A 16,051-nucleotide genomic window follows, 5' to 3' on the forward strand; every position below is an offset into this window, starting at 1 on the left:
CAAACCACCCCAACCCCGGGGGGGGGGGTTTTATCCAAACCAAAAAACCCCCCCAACCCCCCCCCCCCCCGCGCCGTAGTCACTGAGGTTTCCCCCGGGGACCGGACACCGGGTTTCATGCTGCGTGGGTGTTGCGTGGACTGTAGTGGGTGCGGGTTTCCTGTGGTGTTCGGTAGTCGAGGGTGGAGTGCAGGCGGTGGTGGTTGTAGTAGGCGAGGTAGGCGAATACTGCTTGTCTGGCTTGGTTTCGGGTGGGCCAGGTGCGGGTGCCGATTTCGGTTTTGAGGGTGGCGAAGAAGGATTCGGCGGCGGCGTTGTCGTAGCAGGACCCGGTCCTGCCCATCGACGGGCGGATCCCGAGCGCGGTCAGGGCGGCGCGGAATTCGGTTGAGGCGTATTGGGTGCCGCGGTCGGAGTGGAACACCGCGCCGGGGCCGGTCAGGCCGCGGTCGGCGGCGAGGGTGATCGCGTCGCAGACCAGGTCGGCGCGCATGTGCTCGGCGAGGGCGTGGCCGACGATTTCGCGGGTGTGCAGGTCGAGCACGGTCGCGAGATACAGCCAGCCTTCTTCGGTGGGCAGGTAGGTGATGTCCCCGACCAGCCGTTCGCCGGGGGCGTCGGCGGTGAAGTCGCGGCCGATCAGGTCCGGTGCCGCCGCGGTCTTGTCCGGCCGGGTCAGCGACCGGGACCGGTGCCGGGTGATCCCCGTGATGCCGCGTTCGCGCATGACCCGCTCGACCTTCTTGTGGTTGACCGCCCAGCCCTGTCGCCGCAGTTCGGCGGTGACGCGCGGGCTGCCGTAGGCGCCCCGGTGGGCGGCGTGGATCCCGGCGATCTCGCCCGCCAGCCGGTCCTCGGCCGCGGCCCGCCGGTCGCGGGCAGGGGCGGCGGCGAGCCATTCGTAGTACCCCGGGCGGCGGACCCCGAGGACTCGGCACAGCCGGGCGACACCGTAGGTGTCGCGGTGGGCGGAGATGAACCGGTAGTTGCGGGTCAACGATCCATCTCCTGCGCGAAATAGGCGGCCGCTTTCCGCAGGATCTCCTTTTCCTTCTCCAGCTCCGCCACCCGCTTGCGCAACGCGCGCAGCTCCCGCTCCGCCGTCTCGCCGCCCGACGCGGCCGCGCTCTCGGCGCGGTCGGCCGCCCGCACCCACGTCCGCAAGGTCTCGTGATTCACCCCCAGCTCACGAGCCACCTGCGCCAACGGACGCGACGCCGACCGCACCAACGCGACCGCATCCCGCCGGAACTCTTCCGGATACCTCGACGAACCAGACACAAACACATCCTTCCCCAGGCCAAAGCCAAGGATCAGAGTGTCCGGCACACCGGGGGAACCTCACACAATCAAGCTTCGGGGTGTGGGCCCCGCCCGTGCGCAATGTCGCCGCCAGGCGACGAGCAGCTTCACAACTGATCATCCAACTGCAAAGCGATCCACAACTCCGCCCGAACAGCCGGATCATCCACCTCCCGCCCCAACGCCTCGGCCACCTTCCCCATCCGATACCGCAACGTATGCCGATGAATCCCCAACGCCGTAGCCGAAGCATCCGACTGCCCGTTATGCGCCAGGAACGTCCGCAACGTATGCCGCAAATCGATCTTCGCCGCACCAGTCTTATCGGTAACCGGCTCCAGCAACGCCCGAGCCCACCCCCGCACCTCGTCATTGTCGAGATACCGCATCAACCCGCTAGTAGCCACATCCCCAGCGCAAGTAAGCACCCCGGCGTCCCCAGGCGAACTGGTAAACACCGACCGCACCTGCTCCCAAGCAGCAGCCAACTCCCCAGGAGGAGTCGGATCGCTAACCGCCCCCCGAGCCAACGGAATCCGCCGCAACAACGCTTCCAACGTCCGCGTATCCCCCTCAGCAGGCGGCATCAACACCACCACCCGCCCCCGCTCCCACTCAGCCACCAACGCCCGCAGACTCCGCAACCCGTGATCCCCCTCGGCATGTTCGAGCAGCTCCCGCTCATGCCCGGAAGGAACCCCTAAAATCGCCACCCGAAGATCCCCCTCCGGAAAATCGGTGTCCAATGCCTCCCCGATAGCGGTAGCCAGCCCGACATCCCCAGCCACCGCGGCCTTGAACACCGCCAACCGATGCTGCCGCTCGCTGTCAAGCACCCCGCGCGCACTGTGCAACTCAGCGCACAACAACGACACCGCAGTAGTAACAATCGCCTGCTCAGCAGTAGTAAGCGGAGTAGACCGCCCCACCACGAGAAACCCCTGCACCCGCCCCCGCACCGCGAGCGGCAGCACCACGACGGACTCCCCCGCGATAGTCATGCTGAGACTCGCCGAATTGGCCCGATCCCGCAGCCGCGGCAACTCGATCCGCACCCGCGCCACATGCATCCGCGCCGCAGGCACCCCGGCCCGGAACCCGCCGGCAGCGTCCAGCAGCAACGTCCACCCCCGCACCGCCTTGGCCAACCGCTCCGCGATCGCCCGAGCCGAGTACGGCGACAACGACGCCCGAGTCAAATCCCGCTGCGCCGAAACCGCGTAATTCAACTCCCGCTGCCGCTCGTCAGACAGATGCCCCGCGACAAGCCGGCTCAGCGCCGCGAACCGCGTAGTCGCAGGCACCGCCAGCACCGGCAACCCCGCCTCGCCAGCAGCCTCGACCAGCGCCCCAGGCACATTCTGATAGAACGAACTGGCCCCGAACCCCAGCGCCACCGCCCCACCGGCAACGAGCCGGCCCACGTACTCCCGGCTGGCCGCCTCCCCCAGCGCAAGCCGGGATCCAGTGGTAAGCACCAGCTCGCCGCCCTCGAGATACGGCGACGGATCCGGCAGCTCGCTGATCAACGCCCAAGTAATCGCCTTCTCGAGCGCACCATGCGCACCCTCGGCGGCGAGTTCGAGACCGTGTTCGCCGCGTTCGAGCAGCATCTGGACGGTAAGCGGCATGGTGTCTCCCGGGGACGGATCGGGCGGCCGGAAGTGTAACCGGCGGCCCGCGTCGCTGCCGGGCGATCGCCACCCGGACGAACCAACGTTCTGGACAAAACCCGGCGCCGGTGGGTAGAAACCGTCCCGATCGGACTTCCCCGCCCGCGGATGTCCGGCGGCACAACGGAAAGAGATCTCGATGCCCGCACCCGCCCCGGCCCGGCCGGACGTCACGTACCGGACCGCGGGCGATCGTGCGCTGCTCGTCGAATACGGACCGCCGCTGCCGGTCGACCTCGGGCTCAATTTCTTCGCGCACGCCTCCGCGCGGCGCCTGGAGGAAAACCCGGTGCGCGGAGTGCTGGAAGTCGCGCCGGGACTGCGTTCGCTGCTCGTGCACTACGACCCGGAAACGATCCAGCACGACGCCGTGATCGCCGCCATGGACCGGCTGCACCGGGAAATCCCCGAGCCCGGCTCGCTCGTCCTGCCGAGCCGCCGCGTGAAACTCCCGATCGCGTTCGACGATTCGACCTCGCGCGAGGCCGTGGAACGCTACCAGATCACCACGCGCCCGGACGCGCCGAACGTCCTCGACGGCAACAACGTCGACTATCTCGTGCGCTCCAATGGCCTGCCGAACCGCGAGGCGCTGTATTCGCGGATCCTGGAATCCGAGTGGTGGAACGCGTTCACCGGCTTCTACCCCGGCCTGCCTTCGCTGCTCCCCCTCGACCCGCGTTCCGAATTGGTAGCCCCGAAATACAACCCGGCGCGCTCCTGGACGCCCGAAGGCGCCGTCGCTTTCGGCGGCCCGTGCCTGGTCGTCCATCCGATCGAATCGCCCGGCTCGTACCAGCTTTTCGGCCGGACGCTGCCGATCTGCGACCTCGTCCGCCGTCCGCGCGCACACCGCGCGGACCCGATCCTGATCCACCCCGGCGACCGGATTTCCTTCTATCGCGTCGAAGAGGCGGAACTGATCGAATTGCGCAGGCAGGTCTTCGAGGGCCGCTACGACTACGACATCGAACCGGGCCGGTACGCGGTCGCCGACCACCTCGCCGTCCAAGCCGATCCGGCCATCGCCGCCGAGGCGGCCAAACGGCGCGCGGACCGCGTCGCCGCGCAGGAACTGGTGAAAATCCCGTGACTCAGACCGCGGCATTAGAAGTGCTGGAACCCGGCCTGCAAACCACCGTGCAGGACTATCCGGGCCGGCGCGGCAGGCAATCACTCGGCTTCTTCCCTTCCGGCCCCGTCGATTCGCTCGCCTTCCGCCTCGCGAATCTTCTAGTCGGCAACCGCCCCGGCGCAGCCGCTTTGGAGATCCCGCTCGGTCGATTCCAAGCAGGTGTCCTAACCCCCGGCCGAATCGCCGTCACCGGACCGGAAACCACCGTCACGCTCAACGGATCCCCCATCCCGCAATGGGAATCGGTCCCCGTAGAGACCGGCGACGTGTTGGCCTGCGAAGTACTGCGCGGCCCCGGACACCGGCTGTACCTGGCGCTGTCCGGCGGCATCGCCGTGCCAGAGGTCTTCGGCTCGCGCTCGACCTTCCTGCTCGCCGGAATCGGCGGCCTCGACGGCCGAGCCCTGGAACGCGCGGACATCCTCGACACTTTCCCGGCTGCTCCTTCCCGCCCGCGCCTCCTCCCGGTCTCCCTGCGCCCGACGTACCCGACCGCCTGGGAAATCGAAATCCTCCGCGGCCCGCACGCCGATCCGGATTTCCTGACCGCGGAGGATTTCGCCGACTTCCTGGCCGCGTCGTGGCGCTGCGACCTGAGCTCGGACCGGGTGGGCATCCGGTTCAACCCGCACCGCTTCCGCTGGGCCCGCCCGTCCGGCGACGCGGCGGGCGGGCACCCGTCGAACCTCTTGGACTCCAGCTACCCGCCCGGCGGCATCCTGGCCTACGGCGACGTGCTCACCGTGCTGGGCCCGGACAGCAATACCTCGGGCGGATTCGCGGTGATCGCCACTGTCGCGTCGGCCTCGTTGTGGAAGGTCGGGCAGCTCCGGCCTGGCCGGGACACGGTGACGTTCCGGGAGATCGATCTCGACCAGGCCGCGGCGCTCACCGCGCATGTGAATCAGTTGCTGGATGTCAAGGCGCTGTCTTGAGTTTTGCTTCGTGATGAAGGGTGTCGCCTTCGCTCAGCGCGGTCATGATCGCTTGGTGGTCCATTACGCGGCCGAAGCCGCGTCGAATGGTGCGGAGGGTGGCGCGGTGTGCTTCGGCGTTGTCGGTCGCGTTGACGTCCGAACCGAACACGATGTGGTAGCCGAGAAAGTATCCGGTTCGAGCGGTGGATTCGCAGCAGAAGTTGGTGAGCGTGCCGCACACGATCAGAGTCCGGATTCCTTGGCATCGCAACGCGTAGTCGAGATCCGTGCCCGCGAAGGAATCGTAGGTGTGCTTCGCGGAAATCACGCGCTCGTCGTCGCGCGGCTTCAACCCGTGATACAGCTTCGCTCCAGGCGTTCCCTCCGCGATCGCACCGCTCGCGATCGGCGGCCAGAAGGCGGGGAAATCGTGCGCGACATCCTGAGCGATGGTGTGCTCGGTGTAGAGCACCGGCACCCCGGCCGCCCGGCACGCCTCGATCAGCGCCTGCACCCGCGGCAGCTGCCGGTACGCCTCCGGCACCCTCATCGGCCCGTCCGGGCGGACGAAATCCTCCTGGAGGTCCACCACGATCAGCGCGCACTCCTCGGGCTTGATCTCGAACGCCCAGTGTTTGTCCGTGTCGTAATCGGCGTCGGCGGCCGCGATCTGCTCGCGCTCGCCGTCCAGAAGGTCCTCCTCGCCACGACCGTAAACTTCCAAATACTCATTCAACGGGTGCACGAACTTCCTCCTTCGCTTTCCCATCCACCGCACCAAGGTCCACCGACTTCGTCTCCTTGGCCAGCAGCGAAGCCACGAGCGAAATCAACCCCATCACCGCCAGATAAACCCCGATCGCGTACCCCGTGCCGAACTTCGCGTACAACCCGATCGCGATGATCGGCGCGAGCGAGCCCGCCAGCACCGACGCCAGGTTGTAGGCCAGCGAAACCCCGGAGTACCGCACCTCAGTCGGGAACAACTCCGCGAAGAACGCCCCGATCACCGAGCTGTACGCGGCGAAGATCAGCAACCCGCCGGCCACCGCGACCGTGATCAAGCCCGGATTCCGCGTGTCGACCAGCGCGAAGAACACGAACGCCCACACGATCGTCGCCACCGAAGCCACCACGTAGATCGGCCGTCGTCCGATCCGGTCGGCCAGCAGGGCGAACAGCGGGATCGTCACCACCGCGCACGCCTGCCCGACCAGCACTGCCGTCAACCCGACCGAACTGTCCATTTTGAGCACAGTCGTGACGTAAGTGATGACGAACAGCGAGAACAGATAGAACCCGGCATTCTCCCCGAACCGCGTCGCAGCGGCGAGAAGCACACTGCGCCAATGCTTGCGGACCACCACACCGGCAGGCAGGCCCTTAGGCTTCGGAGCATCCTTGAACAACGGAGTCTCCGCGACATAAAGCCGCAGCCACAACCCGATCAAAACCAGCACCGCCGACAGTCCGAACGCGATCCGCCAGCCCCACGACAGGAACTGCGCCGAGGGCATCACCCCGCCGAGCACTGCCAGCACTCCGGCAGCGAGCAGGTTTCCCAGCGGCGGCCCGACATTCGGCCACGAAGACCAGAAAGCCCGACGCGCACTGCCGCCGTGCTCGGACACCAGCAGCACCGCTCCGCCCCACTCGCCGCCGAGCGCAAACCCTTGCACCAGACGGCAAACGACGAGCAGCAGCGGCGCAAGGACGCCGACCGCCTCGTAGGTGGGCAGCAGAGCGATCAAGAAAGTCGACGCACCCATCAGCAGCAGGCTGGCGATGAGCGTCGACCGCCGTCCCTTGCGATCGCCGAGATGGCCGAGCACCACCGCGCCCAGCGGCCGGGCGAGGAAGCCGACCGCGTAAGTCGCGAAGGCGAGAACCGTGCCGACCAATGGGTCGTGCGAAGGAAAGTACAGTTTGTTGAAGACCAAAGTGGACGCGGTGCCGTACAGAAAGAAGTCGTACCATTCGACGGCGGTGCCGGCGAGACTTGAGGCCGCCACCACCCCCAGCCGCGTGTGCGGGCGTTTTCTGTTACGTTCGCGAGAGGTATCGGCCATTTCGGCTCCTGTGGTCGGAGGGTCCGTGACGCGGATGAAGTGCTGGTACCGGAAGCCTCGGTGGCTGTTGGCGCAGCCACCGAGGCGGGTTCCCCCCTGGGAACTGCTTCAGAAGAACCAGTGCACGGGCTCGTTGGCCCGGTCAGCGAGGTCCGCGAACCGTCCCCCGTGGAACGCCAGCGGTTCGCCGTCGCGCTCGCACACGCTGCGCACGTGCCCGAACACGACCACGTGGTCGCCGGCGACGAGATGGCGCTCGACGTCGCATTCGAGGTGCGCGAAGGCGTCCGGGATCACCGGAACGCGGTGGCGGCCCTCGGTCACGTCCAGCCCGGCGAAGTGGTCCTCGCCGCGGCGGGCGAAGCGAAGCGCGAGCTGTTCCTGGCGCGCGGACAGGATGTTGACCGCGAACCGGCCCGCCTCGATGACCGCGTCGGTGCTGCGCGCGCCGGTCGTCAGGCACACCAGCAGGAGCGGCGGGTCGAGCGAAACCGACGTCAGCGAGTTGACGGTCATCCCGTGCGGCACCCCCGCCGCCCGGGTGGTGACCACCGCGACGCCGGTGGCGAAACGCCCCATCGTGCGGCGCATCGTCATCGGGTCGACCTCGGCCGAGGAAGTCGACGAAGTGGTAAGCATGGGAGTTCTCCCTTGAGAGGGTCTCGTGGGCGCTCACCGCGGCAAGCGCCCACGAGCGGGTTCAGGCGGGGTAGCGGACCTCGAACGTGACGACCCCCTCGTCGGTCCGCCACGGGCCGTGCGGCATGCCCGGCGGACGGCAGGCGTACATCCCCGCGGTGAACGTGCGGCCGAGCGTGAGGTCGGTGAAGGAGCCCTCGAGAATATAGACCTCCTCCCAGAAATCGTGTTTCTGCACGCCCATCGGCGTCGAATCGGCACCCGGTTCGTAACGCAGGATCCGGGTGGCGACGCCGGTTTCCGGGTCTTTGGCGAGAATCCGCTCGGTGATCTTCGGGTCGTCGCCAGGGCACACCGTGAAAGCGACGTCGGTCACCGGGAAGAATTCGTGTTCCGGTTTGTTCATCGGGTGATCGCTCCGTCGAGGTCGTAGCTGGAGAGGAAGGCGTCGATGTCGGCGAGCGTGCCGTCGAAGCCGTAGTTGCGGTAGGCGTAGCCCTTCACCACGAACGGCGCGCCGGCGTAGAACATCTCGTACTGGTGATGGCGTCCGGCGAACTCGCTGCCGACGACGTCCCAGGCGAGCTTGAACAGCTTCACCCGCTCCTCCGCGGGCGCGGACGGGCTGTAAATGTATTTGTCGATATCGGCGCGGGTCTCCGGGTTCGTCAGGTCCGCGACGCTGGAGGGCACCTGCAGCACCCCGCCGCCGACCAGGTCGCGCAGGATCGCCAGCAGCCGCGGGTACAGCTCGGCCTGAAGTCCCATCGCGCCGTACACCGCGCGGGAGCCGGGCCGCCACATGCCGTTGCTGTCCGGTTCCGCGGTGTACTCCGCGGCCAGCACTGCCGATTCCACAATGGACGCGAGACTCGCCAGCTCGCCGAGCTTCTCGACCACGCCGGGAAACTTGTCGACTCCGTTGACCGCCGCGACCTTGCGCGCGAGCCCGGCGATGAACTGCGTCTTCACCATAAACCGGATCTGCGCCTGCCAGTTGCCGAAAACGTGCGCTCCGGTGTCGAAGAACTGTCGCCGCAATCCGGCGACGTCCCGGTAGACGAATACGCGGTCCCACGGAATGAAGACGTCGTCGAAGACCACCAGTGCGTCGGTTTCGTCGTAGCGCGAGGTGAGCGGGTAGTCGTATTCGCTCGTGGCCGCTGGTGCATACGGACGGCGGCAGTAGAGCTTAAGTCCCTCCGCGTCAACGGGAACCGCGAAGCCGAGCGCGAAGTCGGCGTCCTCCGGCCCGAGCGGCTTGATGCAGGACACGAAGATCTCGTCGGCCACCGCACCGCCGGTCGCCAGCATCTGCGCGCCGCGGATCACGATGCCGTCCTCGCGTTCCTCCGCGACGCCCGCCTGGATCAGGTCGCCTTCCCAGGCATGCGCGGTGGTCGCCCGCGAAACCTGCGGCGGAATGATCGCGTAGGAGACGTACAGATTCTCCTCCAGCACGCGCTTGTGGTACGCCGCGATGTTGGCGGAAAAGTCCCGCTCGCCTTGCGAAAACGCCTCGGGGTGCGCGGAGAACGCCGCGACGAACGCGCCGACATGGTCCGGGCTGCGGCCGACCCAGCCGTGCGTGTGCCGCGCCCACGTGGTCGCCGCTTCACGGTATGCCTTCAGGTCTTCGCGGCTGCGCGGCGGCGTGAAGAGCCGGTTCACTGTGGACCCGGTCGCCGGGTCGGTGACCGAGATGCCGGACTCCGGGTCGGCCGCGAGGTCGAACAGTTCCGCGACGGTCTTCGCGATCGGCGCGAACGCCGGGTGGTGGGCGACGTCCTCGACCGGCGCGCCGTCGAGGTAGATCCGCCGGGGTCCTTTCAGTGCGGCCAGATAGTCGGCTCCGCTGCGCATCACTCGCTCCTCTGTTTCGTTTCGTACGCGTGGGTCAGGGTCGGGCCGCCGGGCAGTTCCAGGTGGACGCGCCAGTACGCGCCATAGGTGAACTCGCCGCCGAGCAGCGGCAAAGTGCCGCAGTACAGCGCGAAATCGCCCTCGACCGGACCGAGCCGGTCGAGCAGATCCGCCGGATGCCGCAGCGCGGCCAGTTCCCCCTTCTGATACGGGCAACCGTCCACACTGGAGTCCGCGACGACGCGGTCCCAGTCCGGAATGGACACTTCGGACCCGATCTCGGCGACCACCTCCCCGAGCGGCTTCGGACAGGCCGCTTTGGACAGTGCGACGCCGTCCCGCTCCAAGTCGCGGTCGGTGTGATCGGACCCGACGCCGAGGAAATACCTGCCCTGGTGCCGGATCAGCACCGGCTCGACCTCGCCGGACGTCCCCGGCGCGCCCACGCCGACCACCGGTTCGGTCGTCAGCAATTCCGGTTCCAGGTGATAGAACGCGGGCACCGATTCCGGCCGCGGCACGCCGATCGCCGCCAGTTCGGCGATGTGCTCCTCGACCGCGGCCTCGTCGCTTCCGGTGTACCCGGCCACCACCAGCCGCGCCGGAGCGAACGCCAGTTCCTCCCCGGTTCCCGCGACGTGCAGCACAATCGTGGTCATACTCCCGCTCCCGTGAAGTCTGCTGTGGACACCGGCCACCGCCGATCGGCCAGCACCGGGAACTCCGCCCGCACCGCGTCCACAATGGATTGATCGATTTCGCAGCGCAGCACTTCCTCGCCGCTGCCCGCCTCCGCCAGCACGGTGCCCCACGGATCGACGATCCGGCTGGTACCGGCCAGCTCGACACCGCCGTGCTGCGTGCCGGCCGCGTTCACCGCGATCACCAAGACCTGCTCTTCCACCGCGCGGCACGAGGTGAACATGCGCCAGTGCTCGCGCCGCGCCGCCGGCCACGCGGCCGGAACCACGACCGTCTTCGCGCCGCGGTCCACCAGCCCGCGCCACAACTCGGGAAACCGCAGGTCGTAGCAGGTCGTCGCGCCGATCGGCCCGAGTTCCGTTTCCGCGACGCTGAGTGTTTCGCCCGGCGTGAGCAATTCCGCCTCGCGCGAGGCATAGCCGAAGACGTGCACCTTGCGATAGGTATGCGCGATCGTGCCGTCCGGCGCGAGCAACACCGCGGTATTGAACAGCCGCCCGGCGGCGTCCCGCTCCACCAGGCTGCCGAGATGCACATACGCACCCAGCCTGCGCGCCCACTCGCGCCCCGCCGCCACCGTCGGCCCGTCGAGGGTTTCCGCCTCGTCCGGATACGCGTCGAACGAGAAATACCCAGCAGCCCACAACTCCGGCAGCACGACCAGCTCGGCCCCGCGCGCCGACTCCACCAGCTGCCCGGCCCGCACCCGGCGGTCCGCGGCCGTCTCGTCCGGCGGGCTGGCCAGCTGGACCAGCGCGACCTTCACAGCCGCTCCCCGACCCGTAACGCCGTCATCGTGCTGGACAAATGCTTCGCCAGCGCATCTCCAGCCGCCGCCGGCTCGCCGCCGCGCAACGCTTCGACGATCGCCGCGTGCTCAGCCAGCACCGTTTCGGCGCGGGTTTCACTGCCCGCCACCGCACGCAACCCCATCCGAACCTGCCGGTCCCGCAACGATTCGTAGAACTCGGCCAGCACCGGATTCCCCGCCCGCCGCACGATGGCGCGGTGGAACGCGCGGTCGAACTCGATGAACCGCACCGGTTCGTCGACCACTTCGCGCTGCTTCGCGAGAATGTCGTCCAGCTCGGCGAGGAAGGCCTCGTCGACGCGTTCGGCGAGCTTGCGGACGCACGAATCCTCGACGAGCTCGCGCGCCTCCATCACCGCCCGCACCTCCGCGTCGGAGATCGGCGGCACGAACGCGCCCTTCTTCGGCACGATCTCGAGGAAGCCCTCGGCCTCGAGCCGCAGCAGAGCCTCCCGCACCGGAGTACGGGACGTCCCGGCCGCCTCGGCGACCTCCGATTCGGTGAGGAAGGTCCCGCCGTCGCGCGGGAGCTCGGCGATGCGCTGCTTGAGGAACCGATAGGTGACGTCCTGCGCGGAACCGGCCCGCCCAGCCTGTCGTACACTGCTCATGGACAAGATGTATACATCACGCATGGCATGCCGGCAAGGGGTGTTTGCCGAGGTTGGGCGGTTGTGCCGGGTGGTGAGGGTGGCCGGGGGTGCGGTTGGTCGGCGGGCTTCTCGGGCTGAGCGAGTGAGGCCGGGGACCGTCGGGCGAGCCAGCGGGGGGCGCGACTGACCGGCGGGGATCTCTCGGGCTGAGCGAGTGAGACCGAGGACCGTCGAACGAGCCAGCGGGCGCACGGCGATCGGCAGGGATCTCTCGGGCCGAGCGAGTGAGGCCTAGGACCGCCGGACAAGCCAGCTGGGCCGCGACTGACCGGCAGGGATCTCTCGGGCCGAGCTGAGACGGATAGGTCAGCGGGGATAGTGTTTCTCCCTTGCGGACGGCTCGCTTGGAACCGCGCGCACCGGATGCGTGACCTAGGTGTACGGCACTATCGCCGCGAACCGGCCTGACGTGGATCGCGCGGGGCGAATTGCCCGCCGTGGCGGGAGAGCACCTTTACGCTGGCAACCACGCCGGGAGCGGAATTGTCTTCGCAGCACACTTCCTTCGCGATCATCCGGCATTCCACAGTGGATTTTCCGACGAAAGGGCTTCTCGGCGCCAAGGACAGCGGGACCATCGAGGTTGTCCGTTTCGCTCTGCGGAGATGCCACCGTCGAAAGCACCCGCGCGGGATCCGCCCATCAGACCGAAACCGCTGCTCCTGATTGACCTTCCCGGTTACCCGGACCTCACCAGCTACCCGAAAAGTGCCTTCTTGGCACCAAGATCATCGCCGCTTACGGTTCCGGAGTCACCACCGCACACCCCTGCCGGGAGGTCTCCGTGAATCACTTCGTCATCACCGACGCACGCGTCTTCGACGGCGAGAACTCGCTCGGGATCGTGGACGTCGAGGTCGCCGACGGCAGGATCGCGAGCGTCGGAGGCACCCGTCCCGACGGCGTCGAGCTCATCGACGGCACCGGGGCCACCCTGCTGCCCGGGTTCATCGACGCGCACACGCACACCGACGCGCCGTCGCTCCGGCAGGCGCTGACGTTCGGAGTCACCACGGAATTCGACATGCTCTCCATGCCGGTGCAGATGATTCCGTTACGCCGCATGGCCGCGGCCTCGAATGATCTCGCCGACGTGCGTTCTCCCTCCATCGGGCTCACCCCCGAAGGCGGGCATCCGCATCAGCTGCGGAAGGGCGAAGGCGACCCGCCGTGGCCCACCGCGACTCGGGCGGAGGAGATCGCGGGGTTTGTCGAGGCCAGGATCGCCGAGGGGGCCGACTACCTCAAGGTCCTGGTGGAGGACGGCCACCTGTTCGGGAGCGAAACCCTGCCCCGCCTGGCTCCCGAACTGGTCGAGGCGACGGTCCGCGAAAGCCACCGGCGCGGGAAGATGGTGCTGGCGCACGCGATGACCGCTGAGACGGTGGAACAGGTCGTCGACGCGGGAGTCGACGGGCTCACACATCTCTTCGCCGATCGCCCGCCCACTGCGGAGTTGATCGAGAAGATCGCTGCCAGCGACACCTTCGTGATTCCCACCTTGACGGTGCTCGCGTCGATCACCGGCGAGCCCGTCGGACGTCGGCTCGCCGAGGACCGGCGGGTTTACCCCAAGCTGACGCCGGAGTGGCGAGAGAATCTGTCCGGCACGATGTCCGCCAGTCCCCGCAAGCACTTCGACTACGCGCTGGAAACACTCGCCGCGCTCAGGGAAGCCGGGGTCGACCTCCTCGCAGGCACGGACGCGGCGCATCTCGGCGCACCGGGAATGGCCCACGGCGCCAGCCTGCACGGCGAACTGCGACTCCTCACGGAGGCAGGATTCACCCCGCCGGAAGCCCTCCGAGCCGCGACCTCCCTCCCGGCGAAGCGCTTCGGACTGACCGACCGAGGCCGGATCAAGCCTGGTCTCCGCGCGGACCTCACGATGGTCATCGGCGACCCGACGGTCACCATCGCGGACACTCTCTCGATCCGGCGCGTGTGGCGCAACGGGACCTCCCCCGCGGCGGTCGCGATCAACGGCTCCGATCCGGACGCGTGAGCCCACCGGCCACCACGCTCGCCCTATCACCTGTGGCGCAACGGAACCTCCCGCGCGGCAGCAACAACTCCAACCCAGATGCTTTAGCCCGCAACACAACGTTCGACCCCAGCACGAGCGTGGCGCAACGGAACCTACCGCGCGGCGACAGCAATCAACGCCTCTGGCCCGGACGCGTGAGCCCACCAACCCACCACCCTCGACCCAACACAAGCGGCACAACGAAACCTACCGCCCAGCAGCAGCGATCAACGCCTCCAGCCCAGACACCTGTGCCTACCAAGCCACCGCGCTCGCCCTATCACCTGCGGCGCAACGGAACCTCCCGCGCGGCAGCGGCGATCAACATCTCCAACCCGGAAGCGTGAGCCCACAACACAACGTTCGACCCCAGCACGAGCGTGGCGCGACGGAACCTACCGCGCGGCGGCAGCAATCAACATCTCCAACCCACGCACTCGACCCCAGCACGAAACGGCACAACAAAACCTACCCCCCAGCAGCAGCGATCAACGCCTCCAACCCGGAAGCCTGAGTCCGCCAATCCACCACATTCGACGCACCGCCAGCCCACCGCTCGCCGAAACGGTTCAGCGAGTCGCGATCACGCGACCACACCGAATCCGCCTGCTGCCGCACGAAATCCTGATACACCGACGGCCCGGCGGCAGCGGCGAAATCGCCGAAATACCGCAGGAAAATACCCTTGAATTGCTTCTGATTGTCATCGCACGAGCCGGTATCACACGATTCTACCAGCACCCCGCCCGAAGTGAGGCCGGTCATCGCCGCGTCCGCCAACCGGCGGGAGGCGTCCAGATAGGACTGATCGCCGGTCGCTCGCCAGAGTTCGGTGAAGCCGCCGATGGCCAGGCCCTGGTTGTAGGTCCAGACGGTCTGGCCGTTGTTCGCACAGCCCGAGGTGAGGCCGTCGTTGACCAAGCCCGTCGAGTTGATCAGGCCGCTGCGCAGGTACCAATCCCCCGCTTCATGGGCGCGCGCCAGCCATTCGGTGTCACCGTCCAGGCGACGGTGCAGGGAAGCGGCGAGGCGAAGGTAGAGCCCACTGGTGACGGCGTTCTTGTACGTCCGTTCGCGATCCCACCACACTCCCCCGCCGCAGGTGCCGGTGTCCCAGAAGCCGTGCACATAGTCGGCGATTTTCGTGGCTTCGGCGAGATATCGCGCATCGTGCGTACGGTCGTACGCCGCGAGCCAAGCCAGGCCCCACCATGCGGTGTCGTCGACGGCTCGGCTGATGAAGTCGCCGTCGATCGGGTCGGAGCTGCGCGCGCCGGCTGGAAACGCCCTCCGGTTCACGTCGAAAATCCTTGCCAGGACTGGGTCCAGGCCGGAAACTCCGGAATCCGCCAGCGCGGTGACCGCGACTGCCGAGTTCCACCAGCTCGACGGCCACCAGGCGCGGTAAACGTCGTGCGACCACAGCAGGGCGTCGACGCCCGCGGCGACCCGCGACTGGGCGGGGCGCGCCCACGCGGTGCAGGCGCCTTCCTGATGAGCGGCTTCCCGGCCGCACGCTCGAACGGCGCCGCCGTTCATCCGTCCGCGTGGATCTCGAGCGGCGAAGGTCGCGGTCTGTGTCGCGGTCGCACCAAGGGGGACGCTCGTGCGGCCGAGTGACGAGCCGTCCGGCCAGGTCGCGCCTTCGTCCCAGGACCGGTCCAGCCAGATCTCGTCGCCGGTGCCGCCGGAATCGATGCTGGCCCAGGACATTCCGCGGTCGTCGAAGTGCAGCCGGACGGATCGGCCGAAGATGGTCGCGGGTCCCACTGGCTGGTTGTCGCCGGTGCCGGGGGCGGAACCGTCGCAGGCGGCGTCGCACACGGTCGGGTAGATCCAGGCTGTGCACGCGACGGCTTGCGCGTCTCCGCAGGCTCGGAGCAGGCCGCGGCGGTGGCCGACCGGGTCGGTGAGGTTGTACATGAGCGTGCGGGTGCCGGTCCACGTGTCCGGAATGCTCGCTTTGCCCAGCAGGCCGTCCCAGGTGCCGCCGCCGTCCCACGACCGGTCGAGCCACACCGCGTCGCCGGTGCGGCCGTTGTCGATGCTGGCCCAGGCCATCCCGTCGGAATCGGAGACGTGCAAGCGCAGCACTCGGCCGTTGATGTCCTTGTCCGGCAAGGGAAACGTCTCTTGCGCGGCTCGGGACGGATCGAGCGGGTCACAGGAAAGCGCGCAAACGGCAGCGGTCGCACGCGGGACGGTCAACGAGGCGAACACGAGCAGCACTACGAGCACGGTCCGCATGGACTCGTCCCCTC

Annotated in this window: 14 protein-coding genes; 3 read left to right on the plus strand and 11 right to left on the minus strand. The window is 68.0% G+C overall.

Features of this window, described 5'->3' with window-relative positions; all coding sequences use genetic code 11:
• Positions 1–115: 115 nt before the first annotated feature.
• Both ACFXI3_RS38925 and ACFXI3_RS38930 read right to left on the minus strand, forming a co-directional pair.
• Positions 116–1,281 (minus strand): IS3 family transposase gene (locus ACFXI3_RS38925; RefSeq protein ID WP_378406452.1). Its coding sequence is split into 2 segments (ribosomal slippage): positions 116–1,012 and positions 1,015–1,281, totalling 1,164 coding nucleotides; the frame shifts between segments, so codons are not numbered across the junction.
• Positions 1,282–1,409: 128 nt separating this feature from the next.
• Positions 1,410–2,933 carry a PucR family transcriptional regulator gene (locus ACFXI3_RS38930; RefSeq protein ID WP_378406453.1) on the minus strand — a complete coding sequence of 508 codons (1,524 nt, stop codon included), beginning with the start codon at positions 2,931–2,933 and terminating at the stop codon, positions 1,410–1,412.
• Positions 2,934–3,114: 181 nt separating this feature from the next.
• Between ACFXI3_RS38930 and ACFXI3_RS38935 the strand changes: the two genes are divergently transcribed.
• Both ACFXI3_RS38935 and ACFXI3_RS38940 read left to right on the plus strand, forming a co-directional pair.
• Complete coding sequence (locus ACFXI3_RS38935) at positions 3,115–4,068, plus strand: allophanate hydrolase subunit 1 (RefSeq protein ID WP_378406455.1); 954 nt, start codon at positions 3,115–3,117, stop codon at positions 4,066–4,068.
• Positions 4,065–5,045, plus strand: coding sequence for an allophanate hydrolase (locus ACFXI3_RS38940; RefSeq protein WP_378406457.1), 981 nt, complete (start codon positions 4,065–4,067; stop codon positions 5,043–5,045). Before ACFXI3_RS38935 ends, ACFXI3_RS38940 begins: the two co-directional genes overlap by 4 nt.
• Here the strand turns inward: ACFXI3_RS38940 and ACFXI3_RS38945 are convergent.
• From ACFXI3_RS38945 to ACFXI3_RS38980, 8 genes are all read right to left on the minus strand, one after another.
• Positions 5,029–5,772 (minus strand): cysteine hydrolase family protein, encoded by a 744-nt coding sequence (locus ACFXI3_RS38945; protein WP_378406459.1) that lies wholly within the window; start codon positions 5,770–5,772, stop codon positions 5,029–5,031. The two genes, ACFXI3_RS38940 and ACFXI3_RS38945, sit on opposite strands and share 17 nt — an antisense overlap.
• Positions 5,756–7,096 (minus strand): MFS transporter, encoded by a 1,341-nt coding sequence (locus tag ACFXI3_RS38950; protein WP_378406461.1) that lies wholly within the window; start codon positions 7,094–7,096, stop codon positions 5,756–5,758. Before ACFXI3_RS38950 ends, ACFXI3_RS38945 begins: the two co-directional genes overlap by 17 nt.
• A gap of 108 nt (positions 7,097–7,204) precedes the next feature.
• Positions 7,205–7,735 (minus strand): flavin reductase family protein, encoded by a 531-nt coding sequence (locus tag ACFXI3_RS38955; RefSeq protein ID WP_344278515.1) that lies wholly within the window; start codon positions 7,733–7,735, stop codon positions 7,205–7,207.
• Between the two features lie 61 nt (positions 7,736–7,796).
• Positions 7,797–8,141, minus strand: a complete 345-nt coding sequence (locus tag ACFXI3_RS38960; RefSeq protein WP_037814846.1) for a cupin domain-containing protein — start codon at positions 8,139–8,141, stop codon at positions 7,797–7,799.
• The gene (locus ACFXI3_RS38965; RefSeq protein WP_378406463.1) at positions 8,138–9,598 is read right to left on the minus strand and encodes a 4-hydroxyphenylacetate 3-hydroxylase family protein; all 1,461 of its coding nucleotides are present in this window, start codon (positions 9,596–9,598) and stop codon (positions 8,138–8,140) included. The genes ACFXI3_RS38960 and ACFXI3_RS38965 overlap by 4 nt, the downstream gene beginning before the upstream one ends.
• Positions 9,598–10,257 carry a DUF2848 family protein gene (locus tag ACFXI3_RS38970; RefSeq protein ID WP_378406465.1) on the minus strand — a complete coding sequence of 220 codons (660 nt, stop codon included), beginning with the start codon at positions 10,255–10,257 and terminating at the stop codon, positions 9,598–9,600. The genes ACFXI3_RS38965 and ACFXI3_RS38970 overlap by 1 nt, the downstream gene beginning before the upstream one ends.
• Complete coding sequence (locus ACFXI3_RS38975) at positions 10,254–11,066, minus strand: carbon-nitrogen family hydrolase (RefSeq protein WP_378406467.1); 813 nt, start codon at positions 11,064–11,066, stop codon at positions 10,254–10,256. The genes ACFXI3_RS38970 and ACFXI3_RS38975 overlap by 4 nt, the downstream gene beginning before the upstream one ends.
• Positions 11,063–11,722 (minus strand): GntR family transcriptional regulator, encoded by a 660-nt coding sequence (locus tag ACFXI3_RS38980; RefSeq protein ID WP_378406469.1) that lies wholly within the window; start codon positions 11,720–11,722, stop codon positions 11,063–11,065. The genes ACFXI3_RS38975 and ACFXI3_RS38980 overlap by 4 nt, the downstream gene beginning before the upstream one ends.
• Before the next feature lie 826 nt (positions 11,723–12,548).
• Between ACFXI3_RS38980 and ACFXI3_RS38985 the strand changes: the two genes are divergently transcribed.
• Entirely contained in the window at positions 12,549–13,769 is a 1,221-nt protein-coding gene (locus ACFXI3_RS38985) for an amidohydrolase family protein (protein ID WP_378406471.1), read from the plus strand.
• 489 nt (positions 13,770–14,258) lie between these two features.
• Here the strand turns inward: ACFXI3_RS38985 and ACFXI3_RS38990 are convergent, their stop codons facing one another.
• Positions 14,259–16,037, minus strand: a complete 1,779-nt coding sequence (locus ACFXI3_RS38990) for a glycoside hydrolase family 76 protein (protein ID WP_378406473.1) — start codon at positions 16,035–16,037, stop codon at positions 14,259–14,261.
• Between the last annotated feature and the right edge of the window lie 14 nt (positions 16,038–16,051).

The sequence above is a fragment of the Amycolatopsis sp. NPDC059235 genome (assembly GCF_042754125.1).
GTDB lineage: Bacteria > Actinomycetota > Actinomycetes > Mycobacteriales > Pseudonocardiaceae > Amycolatopsis > Amycolatopsis albidoflava.